This is a genomic window from Pelomonas lactea (genome assembly GCF_043555885.1).
Lineage (GTDB): Bacteria > Pseudomonadota > Gammaproteobacteria > Burkholderiales > Burkholderiaceae_C > Pelomonas > Pelomonas lactea.
Genome location: NZ_JBIGHX010000002.1, coordinates 72,891 through 90,343, shown reverse-complemented (window position 1 = coordinate 90,343; position 17,453 = coordinate 72,891). Strand labels below are relative to the sequence as shown.

1 protein-coding gene (only partly in view) is annotated in these 17,453 nt (G+C 74.0%); it reads right to left on the bottom strand.

What is annotated here, in order from left to right; all coding sequences use genetic code 11:
• Positions 1–17,453, bottom strand: partial view of a tandem-95 repeat protein gene (locus ACG04Q_RS04930; RefSeq protein ID WP_394509754.1) — the start only. The gene continues 28,201 nt to the left of window position 1, outside the view; 17,453 of the gene's 45,654 nt are visible here — the first part of the coding sequence; its start codon is at positions 17,451–17,453; its stop codon lies beyond the left edge, outside the window.

The window sequence follows — 17,453 nt, the reverse complement described above, 5'->3', positions numbered from 1 at the left end:
GCGTCGGCGTCGGACAGCGCCAGGATGGTGATGGCGCCGGAACTCGTCACGACGCTGGCCACGCTGGCGTTGCCCGCGCCGGCCGTCACGGCGCCGTTGGCCTTGGCCGTGGCGTCGCCGCTGTTGACGCCGCCGGCCAGGCCACCACCCGACGCGTTGGCGCGGGCATCGGCATCGTTGTGGCCCAGCGCGCGCACGTCGACGAAGCTGCTGCCCGCCGAGCCGCCGCCGATCTCGGCCGTCGTGCCGCCGTTGGCGTTGGAGATGGCCACCGACTTGCCGGCCGCCACCAACGCGCTCAGCGCCGCGCCGGAGGTCTCGCTGTCGGCAACGTTGCTGGCATCGGCATGGATCTTCAGCGAGCCGCCCGCCGTCAGCACGCTGCCGGCGCCGCTGCGCGCCGTCGTGCCGGCGTTGGCGTTGGCCGTGGATGCCGCGCCGGTGGCGCCCAGCAGCAGGCCGCCCGACGAACTGCGCGCCACCGCCGACGTGACCTGGCCGGTGGCACCGGCGCCGTCGTGGTTGTGGCTGGCGTGGATGCTGATGTCGCGGCCGACGTCGGCGCGCTGGTTGCCGGTCAGCGCGTTCACGCTGGGGCTCAGCGTGGCGGTCGCGATGGAGCCGCCCATGCTGCCGCCCAGGCTCATGGACGTGCCCTTGGCGAGCGCCGACGAATCGCCGCGCGTCTGCGCGTTGACGATGAGATCGCGGCCCACGTCCAGCGTGCCGCCGCCGCCCAGGTTGGCGGTGACGGTGGGCGTGTAGCTGGCCGTGGCGGCGTTCACCGCGCCGGCGCCCACCAGGCCCAGCGACGCCGCCAGCGCATCCGCGTCGGCGAAGCTGTTGACCTGGGTGTCGACCTTGAAGTCCAGCGCCTGCGTGCCGCTGACGCTGCCCAGCGCCTGGCTGACGGTGCCGCTGACGTTGGCATTGGACGTGGCGGCGCCGAAGCCGCCGCCCAGCGCCAGGCCCTCGGCATCGCCGACCGACTGCGCGAAGCCGCCCGCCTGCGTCGTGAACGACACGCCGCGCGCCGCGTCCAGCGTGACGCCGCTGCCGGTCGTCGTCGTGATGTTGTAGGCCAGCTTGGCGTCCGCGTCGGCGCCGCCGCCGGCCAGGATGCCGCCGCCAGCCGCATGGGCCGTGGCCGAGGCGCCGCCGCCGTTGTGCGTCAGCGAGAACGCGATGTCGCCGGTGTTGGCCGAGTGCGTCGTCGCCTTGACGCCGCTGCCCACGGCCAGCGTCATCTTGGGCGCCAGCGTCACGTCGGCCTTGGACAGGCCCAGCGAGCCGCCGGCCGACACGGCCACGCCGGTGGCGGTGCCGTCGGCGTCCGTCGTCGCGGTGCCGCTGACGGCGATGCCGCCCGCCACGTCGATGATGGCGCCGTCGCCCAGGCCCGCGCGCACGTCGGGGTTGACGGTGGTCGTCACGCCGGCGCCGGTGCCGGCCGCGACGAGGCCGCCGGCCGTGCCCTCGGCCGTCGCCGCGCCGGTCTGCACCGCCGTGGAGCGCACGGTCAGGCCGCTGGCCGTCACGTCGGCGCCGCTGGTGGCCTCGGTGATGCCGCCGGAGCGTGCGGCGGCCGTGACGACGCCGGCCGACACGCCCAGCGAGCCGTTGAAGGACTCGCCGGTGCCGACCGCCAGGTTGCGCGCGTCGGCCTGCACCGTCACGGCATGGCCATTGCCTGCGTCGAAGCTGGCGGCGTTGCCCACCAGCGCCCGCGTGTCGGCCGCGGCCGTCGCGTCGGCGTTGCCGCCGCCCAGCGACGCGCCGCCGCCGGCCGAGGCCGCGTCCGCCACGGCGGTGCTGTTCTCGCTGCCCTGGTTGTGGCGGGCGCGCACGGTGATGCCGGCGCCGGTCACGGCGGTGCTGCCGCGCACCTCGGCCGTGACGGCGGGGCTGACCTGGCTGGTGGCGCTCATGAAGCCCACGGCGCTGCCGAGGCCGAACGAGAACGCCTTGGCCTGCGCATCGGCGTCGGCGCTGGAGATGGCATCCACCAGCACGGCGCCGCCCGTGACGGTGGTGCTGGCGACGCTGCCGTCGCCCAGCCCCGCGGCCACGCCGCTGTTGGAGCGCGCCGTGGCGCTGCCGCCGGCGGCGCCGCCCAGGCCGGCCAGGCCCGACGCGCTGGCCGTGGCCACCGCGTTGTTCTTGCCGTCGGCCACGACGTTGACCAGCGTGGCCCCGCCCACGCCGCCGCGCAGGTCGGCCGTCGTGCCGCCGCCGACGATGGCCGAGCTGGACGACAGGCCCTCGGCAATGAAGCCGCCGCCGCCCAGGCCCGAGCTGTCGGCCGTGGCGATGTTGACGCCGTCGGCCAGCACGCGCACCGAGCCGCCACCCGTCAGCTTCGCGCCGGCGCCGACGCTGGCGTCGACGTTGGCCGATGCGATGGCCGACGCGGACGCGCCCGTGATGCCCACCAGCGCGCCGCCGGCCGAAGCCTTGGCGGTGGCGGTGGTGTCCTGACCGGTGGGCGCCTGGCCGTCGTGGTTGTGACGGGCCTCGACGAGCACGAAGCCGCCCGCCGTCAGCTGCTGGTTGCCGGTGCGGGCGTAGACCGTCGGGCTCATCGTGGCCGACGCCAGCGACGCGCCGATGCTGCCGGCCACGCTCAGCGAGCGGCCCACCGTGTTGGCCGTCGTGTCGGTGGTGGACAGCATCTGCACGGTCGCGTTGCCACCGACGCTGGTGGAGCCGCTGCCCAGGTTGATGCCCATGCTGGGCGTGAAGCTGGCCGTGGCGCTGTTGAACTGGCCGCTGAACAGGCCGGCGCCCGCGGCGCGCGACGTGGCCGTCACCGGCTGGCTGGACACGCCCAGCGCGTTCAGGTGGCGCCCGACGGTGCCGCCGGCACTGGTGAAGTTGCTCTGCGCGCTGCCGTCCACCGTGCTGCTGGCCACCGAGCCGCCGACGGCGACGCCGCCGAAGGTGTCGCTGTTGGCGGTGGACTCGACGTGGTTGCCGAGCTTGAGCTCGACGTTGAGGTCGCGGCCCGCGTTCAGCGTGACGCCGGTGCCCGAGCTCTGCAGGATGTTGTAGGTCGTCTTCGCCGAGGCGCTGGTGCCGCTGAGTGCGGCGGCCAGGCCGCCGGACGGCGCCGTGGCGATGGCCGTCGTGCCACCGGCGTTGCTGGCGCCGTTGTTGACGCGCGTGGCGATGGTCACATCGGACGCCGCGCCGTTGGCGCTGAGGCTGGCGCCGCTGCCGATGCGGTTGGTCATCGTCGGGCTCAGCGTCGCATCGGCGACGGAAATACCCATCGAGAAGCCGCCCGACACGGCCACGCCGTTGGCGGTGCCGTCGGAGTCGGCCGTGGTTTCGGCGATCACGGAGATCGGGCCGGCCACGCTGACCTGCGCGCCGTCGCCGATGCCGGCGTTGACGGTGGGCGTGACGCTGCTGGTGCCGCCCGCGCCGGTGGCACCGGCCACCAGGCCGCCGCCCGCGGCGGTGGCAGTGCCGACGGCGTCCTGGTCGGCATGGGCCAGCACCGCGTAGCTGGCGCCGGTCACGTCGGCGCCGCTGACGGCGCCGGTCGTGCCGCCGGTGCTGGCGTTCGCGACGACGCCGCCCACGCCCAGCACCAGGCCCACGGAGACCGCCGTGCCGGTGGCGTTGGCGATGTTGTCGGACAGGCCCTCGACCGTGACGGCGCCGCTGCCGCCGGCGATGGACGTGTTGTCGCCCACCAGCGCCTGCGCGTTGCCCAGGCTCCGGGCGTTGACGATGGTGCCGTTGACGGCAGCGCCCAGGCCGCCGCCGGCGGCGTCGGCCGTGGCGCGAACGTCTTCGCCGCCCTGGTTGTGATACGCGCCGACGCGTGCGCCGGTGCCCGAGACGAGGTGGGTGTTGCCGGTGACGGTGGCACGCACGTCGGGCGACGCCTCGGCGCTGGCGGCCATGATGCCCACCGCGCTCGAGACGCCCAGCGACAGGCCGTAGGTGTTGGCCGTCGCGTCGTTGCTGGAGCGCGATTCGATGACGATGGCGCCGCTGGCGTTCAGCGTCGCGTCCTGCGCGGCGACGCCGACGACGGTCTGCACATTGCCGTTGGCCCGCGCCGTGCTGCTGGCGCCGTTGTTGGCGTCCAGGCCGCCGCCAGAGGCGTCGGCGTCGGCATTGGCGAGGTTGCGCGCCTGCGAGCGCACGGTCAGGTCGGTGGACGAGCCCACGCCGCCCAGCAGCTCGGCCGTCGTGCCGCCGTTGGCGCGCGCGTTGCCGATGCTGACGCCGACGGTCGCGCCGCCGACGGACAGCGCCAGCGCCTCGGCCTGCGCCTCGTTGTTGTTGTAGGCCAGCACGTCGACACGCCCGCCCGCGCTGATCAGCGAGCCCGAGCCGACGCTGGCCTTCACGCTGCCGTTGGCCTCGGCCGTGGGCACCGCGCCGTTGCCGGTGAAGCCGCCGAAGCCCGGCGCCGTGGACGAGGCCCACGCGCCCTTGTTGGCCAGCGCGCCGCTGCCGTTGTGGTTGTTGCGTGCCTGCACGCGGATCAGCCCGCCGGCATTCAGCACCGACGTGGCGCCGAACAGTGCCTGCACCGTCGGCGAGAACGTCGCGCTGGACAGGCTGACGCCCGTGGCGCCAGCGCCGGCCGTGACGGTCAGCACCTTGGCGTCGGCCTTGCCGGTGGACAGCGTGTCCACCGTCGCTTCGCCGGTCGTCTTGATGAGTGATGCGTCGCCCACCGACGCGCGCAGCAGCGGCTTCACGTCGGCAAAGGCGAAGTTGGCGCTGATGGCCACCGCACCGACCGAGAAGGCCAGCGTGTGCGCCTCGGCGTCGAGGTTGGCCTCGGCCTTCACGTGCAGCGCGCCGACCGTCTGGCCGGCGTCCTGGCCGATGCGGGCACCCGCGCCGACGTCGGCACTGACCTGGCCGTCGCTGGTCAGCCGCGTGAACGACGCGCCGGCCGCCACCGCGCCGGCCGTGCCCTGGCCCGTGGCCAGGTGGATGGCGCGGTTGGACGTGGCCGTCACGTCCACGCTGGACGCGCTCTTCACGCGGGCGCCGTCGCCCAGGCCGGCCTGGTTGTTGCTGTGATCGCTGAGCACGGACACGGCGGCGCCCAGCCCCACGAAGCCGGCGCCGCCGGCGAAGGCCGTCGCGTCGACGGTGCTGTCCAGCCGCGAGCTGACCGAGAACGCGCCGCCGGCCGCGTAGGTGCCGCCGGCGTTGGCGTTCGTGTTGAACGCGGTCGAGAACACGCCGATGCCGGCGCCGATGCCGCCCGCGCCGCCGCCGATGGCGCCGACGAGGAAGTCCACGTCCGCCCACTGGCGGGCATTGACCGTGATCGCATTGCCGGCCGTGACGACCGTGCCGCCGGCAACGGTGGCCTCGGTGCCCTGTGCCGGGTTAGTGGCGTTGATGGCAGCCAGCCATTCGGCCTGCGACGGGCCGGAGCCGCTGACCAGTGTGCCGGCCGCGCCGGCGCGGTCCTTCACGCGCTGCTGGCCGCTGCCGGCGGTGCCGCCGGCAAAGCCGCCCAGCACGCTGCCGACCTGACCCTTGGCCAGCGACGCCTGCTTGGCCGCGTCGCTGTCGCCCGAGCCCTGCGTGTTGTCGGCCTGCGTCTTGGTGAGGCCGTCGGCGGTGGCGCCGTCGCTGTTCTGGTAGCTGCGCTCCAGCGGCGTGCCGACGGACCACACCGTCACCGCGCCCGCCGCGCCGACGAAGCCGCCGGCGCCGGAGATGGTCAGCGAGTCGAGGTCGATGCTTGAGAGGCCGTTAACGGCCACGTCCGCCGCGGCGGCGACGTCGGCATTGCCGAGGATGCGCGCCGCCGTGTCGTTGCGCAGGCTGCCCACCTGCACCGCGCCGCCCACGCCGACGAAGCCGCCCGCCACCGCGCCGGTGAAGTGCGTGCCGCTGGCGCTGTTGGCCGCGGTCACGTAGACGCCCTGGTCGCCGTCCGCGCCGGCGTTGCCGCCGTTGCGGTTGATCCGGGTATTCGCACCGATGATGGCCGTCGTGTCAGAGTCCAGCAGCGTGACGCCCACGCCGCCGCCCACGCCCACGTAGCCGGCGCCGGCTGCAACGTCGAGGTGGAAGAAGTCCTCGCGGCTGTCGGCCTGCACGACGACGCCGTGGCGCTCCGCCGTGCCCAGGCCGGCGGCGCCCACGCTGCCGTCCAGCATGCCGAGCAGGCCGCTGCCGGCGCCCTTGGCGTCGACGGCCGCGCCGGTCAGCACGCCGGCATCGGTGTGCTTGGTGATGCTCATGACACCCACGGACGCACCCACGCCCACGGTGCCCGCGCCGAGCGCGCCGGCGATCATCGTCACGTCGGTCGCGTCCTTGGCCAGCACACCGACGTCGCCGCCGGCCTGCACGCTGGACGCCGCGCCCACCGTGGCCGTCGTGTGGTTGTTGACGACCAGCACGTTGACGGCGCCACCCACGCCCACCGTGCCGGCGGCGATGCCGGCGGACAGCAGCACGAGATGGTCCTCGTTGGTGGCCTGCACGACGACGTCGTCCTTGGCCTTCACGCTGGCGTTGCCGCCGATGCTGGCGTTGGTGTCGTGCGTCAGCACGGTCACGTCCACGCCCGGGGCCACGCCGACGGTGCCGACGCCGAGCGCGCCCGCGAGGGCCACATGCGAGAAGTCGTCACCCGCGCCGACGAGCACGCTCTGGCCCGCGCCGCCGGTGCTGGTATCGGCATTGACGTTGGCACTGGCGCCAATGCCGGCCGTCGTCGTCGTGTTGACGACATTGGTGGCCGAGCCGACGCCGATGCCGGCCGTGCCCGCGCCCAGGGCGACGGCGAAGGTCTCGATGTCGTCGCGGTTGGTGGCCGTGACGGCCAGGCCGGTAAAGCCGCTGCGCACGCTGGGCGTGGCGACGCGGTTCTTCGTGAAGCTCGGGTCGTCGCTGGTCTGGCCGCTGCCGCTGGCGGCGTTGAAGGTCGGCGTGCCGACTTCGAACGCGGCGGCGCTGCCCTTCTGGCCGGCGGCGGCGTTGGGCAGGCCGGAGGTGCTCTGCGGCGTGGCCGCGGCATAGCCGACGCCAATGCCGCCGTCCTGGACGGCCAGGCCGGCACGCAGGCCGTCGGCCGTGACCTTGGCGCCCTCGCCCACCAGCGCGACGGTGTTCTTGTTGGCCGTGACGACGCCCACGGCCGCGCCCACGCCGGCCGAGCCGGACGCGCCGACGGAGCCGGTGATGAGGTCGATCTCGCTGTTCTCGTCCGCCGCGACGACGATGCTGCCCTGGGCATGCGCGTCGCCCGCGCCGGCGCTGGCCTTGGCGTCGGTCGGGTCGTCGCCGAGGATGGCGCGCGTCGTGATGTTCAGCACCTGCACGTTGGCGTCGGCCGCCACGCCCACGCTGGAGCTGGCCGCCACGCCGGCGGCAACGGTGGAGATGTCTTCGTCGGAATGCGACGTGACGAGCAGGTCGCCATCCACCGTGCCGGTGGCGGCCGAGCCCAGCCGGGCCTCGGTGGTCTTGTTGACGGTGTTGACGACCGCCCCCAGGCCCACGCCGACGCTGCTGGACGCGGCGATGGAGCCGGCGACCGAGACGATGTCGGTCTCGTCGCTGGCGCGGACCTTCATGTCGGCCTGCGTCGCGCCCGACGCGGTGCCGACGGTGAACGTGGCGCTGTCATCGATGCGCGCCTTGGTCGTCTCGTTCAGCACGTTGACGACGACCGAGCCGGCCACGGCCGCGCTGCTGGACGCGCCGCCGCCCACGGCGATGGTGACGAGGTTCTCGTGCGACGTGGCGGCCACGTCGACGCCACCGGTCGAGCCGGCTGCCAGCGCCGTGCCGGGGCCGACCAGGGCCTGCACGGTGTCGTTGTGCACGAGCACGGTGCTGGAGATGCCCACGCCGGCCGAGTTGCCATAGGCCAGCGCACCGGCCACCTGGGTGATGTCGAACGGCGCATCAGCCGTCACGGCCAGCGCACCGCCGGCCTGCAGCGCCGAGCCGGCGCCACCGGCCGTCGTGGCCTCGGTGGTGTTGGTGACGACGTAGACGGACACGCTGCCGCCGACACCGGAGCCATCGGTCGCGACGCCCGCGGTCGCGGCGACGCTGGTGATGTCCTGGTCGCTGTTGGCACGCACGGCGATGTCGCGGCCGGCCTTCAGCGCCACGCCCGAGCCGAGCTGGGCCTGGGTGTTCTCGACGAGGACGGTCACGTCCAGGCCGATGCCGACGCCGGCATTGCCGATGGAGATGCCGCCCGCGCCCGCGCCGCCTTCGATGTCGGTACGGCTCCTGGCAGCAACGGTCACATCCTGCGCCGCGCCGGCGGCCACACCCATGGCCGCGTCGTTGACCTTGACGCCGTTGTCCAGCCGCGCGACGGTGTCCAGCGTGTAGATGTTGACGGCGGCCGAGCCGGCGCCGGCGGCGCCGTCGGTGGAGATGCCGCCGGAGATGGCGAGGTTGCTGAGCGGCAGGTCGGGCAGCGGGTCGGGCAGGTCCAGCACGGCCGGGATGACCTGGCCGCTGGCGCTGACGGTGGTGGCGTCGCGCGCGGCGAGCTGGGCGCCCGCACCCACGGTCGCGCTGGTGCGCTCGACGACGATGTTCAACCCCACGGACGCGCCCACGCCCGTGCCGCCGGTGCTGACGGCCGCCGCACCGGCGATGGCCTGCACCTGCGTGCTCTGGTCGGCCACGACGTCCAGCTTGCCGGCGCTGGCGCGGACTTGCGCGCCGGCGCCCACGGTGGCGGCCGTGTCCAGCGTGACGATGTTGATGGCGACGCTGCCGGCCACCGAGGTGTCCTTGCCGCCGGCGGCGGCGATGCCCATGCTGCGGAACTCGTGGTCGCCGCTGTCGCCCGGGCGGTCCGCGCGCACCAGCACCGAGCCGCCGCGCAGGTCCGCGTTCGCGCCGACGCTGGCCACGTTGCTGGCGTCGGTCACGCCCAGGCCCACGGCGGCGCCGACGTTGGTGTCCTTGCTCAGGTCGATGGCGTCACCCATGGCCTGCGTGATGACGTTGTAGTCGGCCTGCGCATCGACGCTCAGCGCGCCGCCGGCCGTCAGCGTCACGCCGTCGGCCACGCTGGCGGTGTTGTCGGTCACCAGCACCTGCACGACGACCGCTGCCGCCACGCCGGTGCCGGACGAACCCTGCCCGCCGGTCTCGCCACTGGTCTGGGTGTTGGCGGAGTCGACCTGGTCGTTGCTCTTGGGCAGCGTGCGGTCGCCGCCGTTGTTGGGGTTGTTGTTGACCTGGTTGTCGGCTTCCTTGTCGGCGCTGCGGCCGCCGCTGCTGTTGCCGGACGCGCTGGCCTTGGCCGTGCCCATGGCCAGCACGGTGTTGCCGGACGACACCTCGGCCGCGCCGCCCGCCGCCACGCTGCGGGCCAGCCGCGCGCTGACATCGCCGTCGATGACCGTGACGACGACGGACGCCCCCACGGCCGTGTCCTTGCCAGCGGCCTCGGCCTTGGCGCTGCCGGTGACCTGGTCGAGCCGGAAGGCGCGCACGGCAGCGTCGCCGCCGACCGTCAGCGTGCCGCTGGCCGTGCCGGCGTAGGCCCGGGTGTCGCTGGTGTCGACCGTGACGGCCGCGGCCACACCGACGCCTGTGTCACCCTTGGCGCCGTTCTCGGTCTCGGTGGTGATCGTGTCCTGCGCCGTCGACGAGACGGTCATGGACGACACGTTGCCGGCGATCTGCGCGCCGTCGGCCAGCGTCGCATCGAGGTTGCGGTCGACCACGTTGACGGCGACGGACGCACCGACGCCCACGTCGCTGCCGCCCGCCTGGCCGCCTTCGTCCTCGGGCACGGCCTTGGCCGTGTCGCTGGCGGTGGAGGCCGTGATGGCCTGCAGTGCGCCGCCGGAGTCGGCGCCGGCCAGCGCGGCACTGCCGCTGAACTGCGCCTTGGTGTCCTCGTTGACGATGTTGATGGCGACCGAGCCGGCCACGCCGATGTCGCCACCGCCGGCGCCGCTCTTGGCGCTGGCCAGCGTCGTGTGGGTGGTGTCGCCGCCGACGTTGGTCATCGTCGCGCCGAGCTGCAGGCCGTCGGCCGTGATGACGACACCGCTGCCCACCAGCGCCTCGTTGGTAGCCGCCGCGTAGTTCACCGCCACGGCGGCGCCCACGCCGGTGCCGCCGTCGCTGGTCGTCGCGCTGCCGTCGGCGATCGTCTGCACGTCGGTGTTGGCGCTGGACTGCACCGACACGTTCTTCGTCGGCGTGCTGATCGTGCCGGCGCTGATCTGCGCGCGGCTGGTGGTGTCGGTGATGTTGACGCCCACGGCGGCCGCGACGCTGACGGTCTCGCTGCTGCCGCTGTCGCCGCTGGTGGTGTCGGTGCTGGCCACACCGGCCGACGGCGTGGCGGCGCTGCTGCTGGAGTTGCGCGCGCCGCCCGCGTTGGCAGCGGAGTTGCCGAGATTGCGGCCGGCGGCGGTCTTCTGGTTGACGCCGTTGTCGTCGGACGGGCTGCTGCTGTCGTCCTGCTCGCCGCCCACGGCGCTGGCCTCGGCCTTGGCGGTGGTGGCGACCTGGCTGGTGCCGGCCACGCTGACGGCGCCGGTGCTCGTCACCGAGCGGGCCAGCTCGGCATTGGCACGGTCCAGCTCCACGTTGACGGCCACGGCCGCGCCGATGGCGGCGTCTTCCTTGCCCTCGGCCTTGCCCTTGGCGGTGGTGTTGTTCGTGGCGCGCAGGTCGGCCGTGATGGCGAGGTCGCCGGTGCTGGTCAGCGTGCCGCCGGTTCCCAGGCGCGCGATGCTGTCCTGGTTGGCCACCGTGACGGCGACGACGGGTGCGACGGCCGTGCCGCCCTTGGCGCCGCCCTCGGCCTGCGTCGTGATCGTGTTCTGCAGCGCGGACGAGATCGTCAGCGCGCCGGCGCTGGCCAGGCCGGCGCCGTTGAGCACCTCGGCGCGGGCGATGTGGTCGGCCACGTTGACGGCGATGGACGCGCCGACGCCGGTGTTCTGCGCATCGACCTGCACGCCGGAGTCCGTGGGCGTGGCCTTGGCCGAGTCGTCGTGGGTCGTCCTGGCGGTGACGCTGCTGGCGCCCGCGCCCGCCTGGGCGTTGCCGGCCAGCTCGGCCGTCGTGCGGTCCACCGCCACGTTGACGGACAGCGCGCCCGCCACGCCGGTCTTGGCGCCGCCGGCGCCGCTCTTGGATTCGGCCGCGGTCGTGTGCGTCGCGCCGTCGCCCGATGCGCCGGCCATGCCGGCCGTGATGTTCAGCCCCTGGCTGTTGATGCTGCTGCCGCCCAGCACGCGCGCCTCGTTGGTGCTGAGGCCGACGTTGACGGCCACGGCGACGCCGACGCCGGTGTCGTTGGGGTTGTCCTCGTCCTTGGCGCGGGTGCTGCCGTCGGCTTGCGCCTTCGCGTCGTTGTCGGCCGTCGCGGCCACGGTGACGGCGCCGCTGGACGCGATGGACGCGCCGGCCACGGTGGCGCTGGCCGTCGCGTCGGCGATGTTGACGGCCACGGCTGCGGCCACGCTGACGGTGCCACCACCGGTGCCCGCGGCCGACGGCGTGGCCGTGCTGGACGAGGAGTTGCGCGCGCCGCCGCTGCCGGCGGCCGAATCGCCCAGGCCGCGCACCGCGGCGTTCTGGTCGTTGACGGCATGGTCGTCGCTGGACGAGCTGCTGTCGTCCTCCTTGCCGCCCACCGCGCTGGCCTTGGCGCTGGCCGTTGTGTCGGTCTCGCTGGCCGCGGTGATGGCGACGCTGGTGGTGCCGGTGAGGTTGCGGTTGACGCTGGCGCGGCTGTGGTCCAGCTCCACGTTGACGGCCACGGCGGCGCCGACGGCGGCGTCCTTGCTGCCTTCGGCCTTGCCCTCGGCCTTGGTCGTGTTGGTGGATTTGAGGCTGCTGGCGACGGTGACGGCGCCGGTCGCGCTGACCGCGCTGGCGCTGGTGCCGATGCGGGCGATGGCGTCCTGGTTGGCCACCGTGACGGCCACGACGGGCGCGACGGCGGTCTCGCCCTTGGCGCCGCCTTCGGCCGTCGTCGTGATGGTGTTCTCCAGCGTGCCGCTGACCGCCAGCGCGCCGCTGCTGCTCACGACGGCGCCGTCGGCGATCTCGCCGCGAACGATGAGGTCCGGCACGTTGACGGCCACAGACGCGCCGACGCCGGTGTTCTTCGCGTCCGCCTGCACGCCAGAGTCGGTGGGCGTGGCGCTGGCGGTGTCGGCATGCTTGGCCGCAGCGCTGACGCTGCTGGCGCCCGCGCCGGCGTTGACGCTGGCGCCGGTGGCGACCTCGGCCGTCGTGCGGTCCACCGCCACGTTGACGGCCAACGCGCCGGCGATGCCGGTCTTGGCGCCGCCCGCGCCGCTCTTGGCCGTGGCGGCGGTCGTGTGCTTGCCGTCGCCGCCGGCGGCCACGCCGGCCGTCACGTTCAGGCCCTGGCTGTTGACGACGCTGGTACCCAGCACGGTGGCCGTGTTGGTGTTGAGGCCCACGTTGACGGCCACGCCGACACCGACGCCGGTGTCGTTGGGGTTGCTCGCGTCCTTGGCGCGCGTGCTTCCGTCGGCCGTGGCCTGGGCGTCGGCGTCGCTGCTGCTGCCCACGTTGACGGCGCCCGTGGCCGTGACCGTGCCGCCGCCCAGCGTCGCTGCGGCGGTGCTGGAAGCGATGTTCACGGCCGCCGCCGCGGCGACGCTGACGGTGCCGCCGCCGGTGCCCTGCGCCGACGGCGTGGCCTGCGACGAGGAGCTGTTGCGCGCGCCGCCGGCGGCTGCCGCCGCGTCGCCGGTGCCGCGGGCGGCGTTGTTCTGGTCGTCGACGGCGTGGTCGTCGCTGCTGGAGCTGCTGTCGTCTTCCTTGCCGCCCACGGCGCTGGCCTTGGCGCTGGCCGTGCTGGCCGTCTGGCTGGCGGCCGTGACGCCCACCGTGCCGGTGGTGTTGACGCTGCGGTTCAGGCTGGCGGTGCTGCGGTCCAGCTCCACGTTGACGGCCACGGCCGCGCCGACAGCGGCATCCTTCGCGCCTTCGGCCTTGCCCTCGGCCTTGGTGGTGTTGGTGGACTTGAGACTGCTGCCGACGGCCAGGTTGCCGGACGTCGTCGTGGCCGAGCCGGTTCCGATGCGCGCGACAGCGTCCTGGTTGGCCACCGTGACGGCCACGACGGGCGCCACGGCCGTGCCGCCCTTGGCGCCGCCCTCGGCGGTCGTCGTGATCGCGTTCTCCAGCGTGCCGCTGACCGCCAGCGCGCCGCTGCTGCTCACGACGGCGCCATCGGCGATCTCGCCGCGGGCGATGACGTCGGGCACGTTGACGGCGACGGACGCGCCGACCCCGGTGTTCTTGGCATCGGCCTGCACGCCGGAGTCGGTGGGCGTGGCGCTGGCCGAATCGGCGTGCTGGGTGGCGGCGCTGACGGTGCTGGCGCCCGCGCCGGCATTCACGTTGGCACCGGCGGCGATCTCGGCCGTCGTGCGGTCCACGGCCACGTTGACGGCCAGCGCACCGGCCACGCCGGTTTTGGCGCCGCCGGCGCCGCTCTTGGCCTCGGCGGCGTTGGTGTGCGTGCCTGCGCCGGTCATGCCGGCGCGCACATTGGCGCCCTGGCTGGCGACGACGGCGTCGCCCAGCAGCTTGGCCTCGTTGGTGTTGATGCCCACGTTGATGGCCACGCCGACGCCCACGCCGGTGTCGTTGGGGTTGCCGGCGTCCTTGGCGCGCGTGCTGCCGTCGGCCACGGCCTTGGCGTCGGTGTCGGTCTTGCTGTCGAGGCTGAGAGCGCCACCGGCCGTCAACGTGCCGCCGCCGGCCGTGGCGCGGCTGGTGGCCTGGGCCACGTTCACCGCGACGGCCGCCGCCACGCTGACCGTGCCGCCGCCGGTGCCCTGCGCGCTGGGCGTGGCCTGCGACGTGGACGAGTTGCGCGCGCCGGCCGCGTTGGCGGCCGAGTTGCCGCTGTTGCGGGCGGCGGTGTTCTGCTGGTCGACGGCCGCGTCGTCGCTGGCGGAGCTGCTGTCGTCCTCCTTGCCGCCGACGGCGCTGGCCTTGGACGACGCCGTGCTGGCCGCGCTGCTGGTGGCCGAGATGCCGATGGCGCCCGTGCTCTTGAGGCTGCGCGCCGTGCTGGCCAGGCTCTTGTCGTTCTCGACGTTGACGGCGATGGCCGCGCCGACGGCGGCGTCCTTGGCGCCCTCGGCCTTGCCCTCGGCCTTCGTCGTGTTGGTGCTGGCCAGCGTCGAGTTCACGCCGATGGCGCCGCTGGCGTCGACGAGGCCGCCGGTGCCGATGCGCGCGATGGCGTCCTGGTTGGCCACCGTGACGGCCACGACCGGCGCGACGGCGGTGCCGCCCTTGGCGCCGCCTTCGGCGGTCGTCGTGATGGCCGAGTCGGTCTTGGCGTTCAGGGTCAGCGAGCCGGCCGGCGTCAGCGTGGCGCCGTTCTCGATCTCGGCGCGGCCCAGGTGGTCGGCGACGTTGATGGCGACAGACGCACCGACGCCGGTGTTCTCGGCCACGGCGCCGCCGCCGTCGGGCAGGGCCTTCACGGTGTCGCCGGTTGTCGAGTCGGCGTCCAGCGTGACGGCACCCGCGTGGGCATTGACGACGGCGGTCGGCGCCAGGCTCGCCTCGAACTTGCTGATGCCCACGCCGATGGCCAGCGAACCGGCCACGCCGGTGTTGCCGGTGGCGGCGCCGGAGGTGGCGGTCGTCGTCGCCTCGCTGCGCTGGCCGGTCACGGTCGTGGCGCCCAGCGCCAGGCCGTTGCTGCTGACGCTGCCGCTGCTGACACGCGCACTGCTGCCCACTTCGGCCACATTGATGGCCACGGCGGCGCCGACGTTGGTGCTGCCCTGGCTGGCCACGCCGCTGGCGTCGGCCTGCGCGTCGAGGTCGGTCTCGTTCTTCAGCGACAGCAGGCCAGCGGTCGTGATGTCCGCCGCGCCACCGACGCGGGCCGTGCTCTGGCCGCCCAGGTGATGGATGGCGATGGCGGCGGCCACGGTGACCGGCCCCTCGCCGCTGTTGGCCTGCGGCGTGGTGCCCGACGCACCGCGCGCGCCGTTGTTGCCGGCCGCCGTGTTGCCGGCGCCCTGCGCGGCGCTGCCCTGCTGGCTGGCGTTGTTGCCGTTGTCCTGCGCGCCGCGCGCGGCGGCCTTGGCCTCGCTGCGCGTCAGGCCGGTGTTGCGGCCGGTCATCAGCACGGCGGCGCCGGCCTGCAGCTTGCCGTCCAGCGCCAGCTCGACGAGCGGCGCCACGTGCGTGACGACGACGGACGCGCCGACGGCGGCGTTGGTCTTGCCAGCCGCATCGCCGTGGCCCTTGGCCAGCACGTCGACGGCGCTCCTGGCGTCGCTGGTGAGGCCGTTGACCAGCGTGATGTCGCTGCCGCCCAGGGCGCCGACCTTGGCATCGGTGTTGACGACAGTCACCGCGACGACCGGCGCCACGGCCGTGCCGCCGCTGGCGCCACCCTTGGCTTCGGTGTCGACGTCGCTGGTCGCGTTGACGTTCTGCGCCAGGCTGCTGCCGGTGAACTTCGCGTTGGCATCGACCTGCGCGCGCGTCGTCTCGTCGACGACGTTGATCGCGACGGACGCCCCGACGCCCGTGCTCTCGCCGGTGGCGCCGTTGACCTTGGGCAGTGCGCGCGCCTGGTGGTGGGTGTTGCTGGTGGCGTTGAACGTGACGCCGCCGGTGGACGTGGCGGTGCTGCCGGCTTCCTGCACGGCCTCGGTCGTCAGCACGCCGACGTGCAGCGCCAGCGAGCCGGCCACGGCGACGCCGCTGGTGCTGCCGGCGCCGGACGTGGCGATGGCGCCGAAGTTGGCGTCCGTCGTCGTGCTGGCCGAAAACGTGGCGCTGGGCGCCGTGATGGCGGCGCCATCACCCAGCGACGCGCGCGTCGTGCCATCGATGAAGCTCAAGGCGGCGGCCACGCCCACGCCGGGGCTGCCGGTGGCGGCGCTGCCATCGGCCTCGGTACTGGCGGCGGCGCCGGCCACGGTGGCGGTGGCCGACGTGGCCGACACGGCCAGCGCGCCGGCCGTCGTCACGCCGGAGCCAGCCAGGCGCGCGGTCGTGTCGCCACCGACGTGGGTGACGGCCACCGCGGCGGCGAAGTTCAGCTGGCCGTCGCCGGTCTGCGCGTTGTTGTTGGCGAGCTGCTGCTGGCCCTGCGTGGGCGTGCCGCCGCTGGGCTGCGTGGCACCGCCGGCCGTGGACTTGGCCGACGTGTGGACGGTGCGGTTGGCCGTGGCCGACGCGGTGATGGCGCTGCCGGACAGCGCGGCGTTGTCGGTCACGTTGACGGACGTGTCGCCGCCCAGCTGTGTGACGGCGACCGTGCCACCCTTGGCGCCGCTGGCACTGGCGCCGGCCGTGCCATCGGCAATGGCCTCGACGTTGGCGGTGTTGGTGGCCGTCAGGATCAGCGCACCGCTGGCCGTCAGCGACGCGCCGCCGCCCACGGTCACGCCGGCCGCGCTGCTGGCGATGACGGAGGCGATGGACGCGTCCTTGTCGGCCGCCGTGCTGCCGGCGTCGGGCTGCGTCGTCGCCTTGGCGGTGACGGTGGAGCTGGAGGCCAGCGTCAGCTTGCCCGCGGTGGCGCTCAGGTTCGTGGCGCCGCCCAGCGTGATCTGCGCGTTGGAGCTGGTCTGCACGAAGGCAACCTTGATGAGGTTGCTCGCGTAGCTGGAGTCCGTCGTGTTGACGTTGACGCTCGTCGTGACGATGAGGCCGATGTCGCCGGCGGTCACATTCGCGTTGGTCAGGTTGATGGCGCCGCTGGCATTGCCCAGCAGGTTGAAGCCGTCCAGCAGCGTCACGCCGTCGGTGACGGCCTTGGTGACGCCCAGGTAGATGTCGCTGGCCTGCAGCGTCACGCCGTTGGCGGTAATGGCTTCCTGCGAGTCGACGCTCAAGGTGCCGGTGCTCGTGAAGCCGCTGGCGAAGACGATGTCGTCGGTGCTCTTCAGGAACAGCGCCGTCGGGTTGTAGAAGTCGGGGCCGCTGCTCTGGAAGGTCAGCGTGTCGTCGCTGACCAGCGGGATGTCGGTGCCGCCGTCCAGCTCCACCATGATGGCGAACGGGCTGGTGGCATTGGTGCCCGCGGCGCCGTCGTCGTAGCCCAGGTCCACCAGCACCTTGTCGCTGATGCCGGGCAGGCCGTTGATGCTGATCTTGACGTTCTGCGTCAGCGCCACCTGGCCCAGCGACATGCCGACGGTGTTGTCCCACACGCGGATCTGCGGCGTGCCGCCGCTGTAGACGGTCTCGACCTTGAGGTCGCCCGAGTGGACGTTGATCGTCAGCGTGCCGGCGGGCGCGAAGGTGGCCAGCGGGATGGGCGTGTCGGACAGCAGCAGCCGCGGCTCGAGGTGCTCGAAGACCAGCTTCTCGCGCACCGGGGCGGGCGTGTCGGGCTTGGGCGGCGTCGCCGTGGCGGCCGCGTCCGCGCGCTTGCGCAGGGAGTGCTGAAGCTTCTGCCAGAAATTCTTGCGCTTGCCCAT